We start from the raw sequence: 2,487 nt of genomic DNA on the forward strand, positions 1-2,487 counted from the left end.
AATTCAAAGCGAACCACTAGGTTTCATTGATCCGTTTTCTGACCTTGGTGAATTCGATTCTCTTCAGCTGAAATTTAAACAACCCGTAAAGGACTTAGTGAATCGATATTCAGGACAACCATATAGCTTAGCCTGGCAACATAAAATTATAGAAATGCGGAAGTTGTTTATTGCTTATCAGATAGCATTAAATGAAGAAGATAAGCAGATAAACTTTCAGCGAAGAACAAGAAGCGAAGAGTCCAAAGAACATGCTGATGCTATTGTAACAACCTATTTGAGTCTGGGATTTAGTTTTAAAGAGATTGAGAAGCGTGTTTCTTTATCTTACAAGCAACTTCGTCGAGGATGGAGAAGAAGTGATCACATAATGACAAATAGTCCTGAAATTTATAGCAAAAGGGACTTATCCGAAGGTTACTGTTTACCGAGTAAAAAGCTACCTAAAAGTATGAGAATAAATGAGAGATAGAAAATGGAAATGGGTATTTGTAGACGATGTTCTTGCAACTGGGTTACACCTTGCATCAATGAAAAGTATGGTCCTTGTTGGTGGGTAGATAAAAACAGAACGCTGTGTAGCCACTGTTTTTATGGATTTAATGATGAATCTTGTCAGACAAAAGTTTATTACAGACCAGGGCATGATTGGCTTGAGAGATTGGGAATTTGCTTGGGAAATTCTGACAAATTCAAAAAGTCATTGGGTATATGATATGGAACATGATGTGTTGTGTGTGGTTGGTTTAGGAGATCATATTGGAGCCGTTAGATTTATTGTAAAGAACTTTTATGGACTTAATCGTATTTATTGTGAGGAGATTCCTAAATGGCAAGAAATTATTGGGAATAATATGATTTTTTATAATGCAAAGGTTAATGATTCAAAACATTACGCTAGTTCTTTACCTAGAAAGTATAAACATGTGGATTGATATGGATAATAAAATTATTGAGAAGATACAAAATCTTTTAGAATTAGCTTACGATGCACCAAACGATGAAGAGGGGCAGACTGCCCTTCTGATGGCTCAAAGACTTATGGTGAAGCATAATCTTTCTATGAATGATTTAACGAATAGTAAAACTCAAAAAGATATTGGTGAAACAATAGGAACATGGGAATATAGACTTCCATGGTGGCAAGAAAAGTTGGCAGGTATTTTAGGTGAAAATTTTAGATGTAAAACGATAAGAAGACGACTTCCTGAAGATGGCATCACACAGATAATTTTCTTTGGATATCAATCTGATGCTGAATTTTGTAGTAAGGTTTACGAAGGTGCGCTCTTATACCTTAAATATCGACTGAAACGACTTTTCCCTACAGTCTCAAGAGCAAGATGGAAAGACTATAAGAAATCGTACTTACTAGGTTTCTTAAACGGAATAGATCAACGTTTTCAGGACCAGGCTCAATCATCAGAAGAATTTGGTTTAATGGTAAAAATCCCAGCAGAAGTTTTGGAAGAACAACGACTACGTATGGGGAAATTAGAGAGTAGAAGCCTAAAAATCGAAATTGAAGTTGATTCTGAGGCGTATATTGCTGGTTTTGAACACGCAAAAGAGACTAGGTTGTTATCAGAAGAATTATTGAATAAATGAGAATGAACATAGGAGGAAGTAAAATGACAAAAGTTACATATCCACGCTTTGTGGACGTTGAGCGAAATGGTGTTTCTCAGAAGGTGTTTGAAACATCTAATGGAAATGAGGAGTGGTGTTCTCCTACTGGACGTGAGTTACAAGAAAGTCCGGATGTTATGGATCACTGGCTCGAATACGAGGACAGTGAAGGAGAACTTCACTACGGTAGATAGTTTCTACCACCATTTTATTTGTTAGTTTATTTATTTTAGGAAGCCCAATACGGGCAGGAGGAAGTTATATGCTTAATAATTTTAGAACAGCGAGTGCTTATGCAAGCGCTCGTAGACAACAGAAGACTGCTCAAAGAAAAGTCTTCTGGGATAGTTTTGGGGAAATCACTCCTAGTGAGTGGGCAAACGCCAAGTTATCTGGAGAGGTTGAAATTGGGGTTTCAAACGATAGCATCAAGGGTAGAGAAAACCTTCCTAGATTGGATTACAAGCTAGGTTGGTTGCCAAACGGACATCGTTACCGTTTAGGTGCTAAAAAGAAACCAGTATCAAAGATTATGTCTTTCCAACCACGGAAAGACGATGACGATCTTCTGAGCGCAGAAGAGTTCGAGCAGCTGTTAAGTACACTTTAAATTGATTGGTGAGAAAGAGTTCTTTGTACATCTAACTGATTTAGGATGGGTGTTGAGTATCTTTTTAATTATTGTAGGAGGGGGAATGATGTACCTCTCGTATATCGAGTTGGCACCATATTTTATAAGTGTATTTGACTTCAAACTATAACTAGTGAAGGGATATGAGAGTCCTAAAAACCATGAAAAAGATTGATTTATTAAAATGCTTATCCATCATCACAAAAGACGGATTAAGAACACAAAAA

Annotated in this window: 5 protein-coding genes; all 5 read left to right on the top strand. The window is 36.7% G+C overall.

Features of this window, described 5'->3' with window-relative positions; genetic code table 11:
• Position 1 precedes the first annotated feature (1 nt).
• The 5 genes from HMPREF2619_RS03100 (at position 2) to HMPREF2619_RS03120 (ending at position 2,239) form a co-directional block, all read left to right on the top strand.
• Positions 2 to 472, top strand: a complete 471-nt coding sequence (locus HMPREF2619_RS03100) for a modification methylase Sau96I (RefSeq protein ID WP_083279576.1) — start codon at positions 2 to 4, stop codon at positions 470 to 472.
• A gap of 121 nt (positions 473 to 593) precedes the next feature.
• The gene (locus HMPREF2619_RS11125; RefSeq protein ID WP_261673715.1) at positions 594 to 935 is read left to right on the top strand and encodes a hypothetical protein; all 342 of its coding nucleotides are present in this window, start codon (positions 594 to 596) and stop codon (positions 933 to 935) included.
• 1 nt (position 936) lies between these two features.
• Positions 937 to 1,608, top strand: coding sequence for a DUF2786 domain-containing protein (locus HMPREF2619_RS03110; protein ID WP_070458945.1), 672 nt, complete (start codon positions 937 to 939; stop codon positions 1,606 to 1,608).
• 23 nt (positions 1,609 to 1,631) lie between these two features.
• Positions 1,632 to 1,823 carry a hypothetical protein gene (locus HMPREF2619_RS03115; RefSeq protein ID WP_070458939.1) on the top strand — a complete coding sequence of 64 codons (192 nt, stop codon included), beginning with the start codon at positions 1,632 to 1,634 and terminating at the stop codon, positions 1,821 to 1,823.
• A 68-nt stretch (positions 1,824 to 1,891) separates the two neighbouring features.
• Entirely contained in the window at positions 1,892 to 2,239 is a 348-nt protein-coding gene (locus HMPREF2619_RS03120) for a hypothetical protein (RefSeq protein WP_070458941.1), read from the top strand.
• The last annotated feature ends 248 nt before the right edge of the window (positions 2,240 to 2,487 follow it).

Source organism: Streptococcus sp. HMSC074B11 (assembly GCF_001808705.1).
In the GTDB taxonomy this organism is placed as follows: domain Bacteria; phylum Bacillota; class Bacilli; order Lactobacillales; family Streptococcaceae; genus Streptococcus.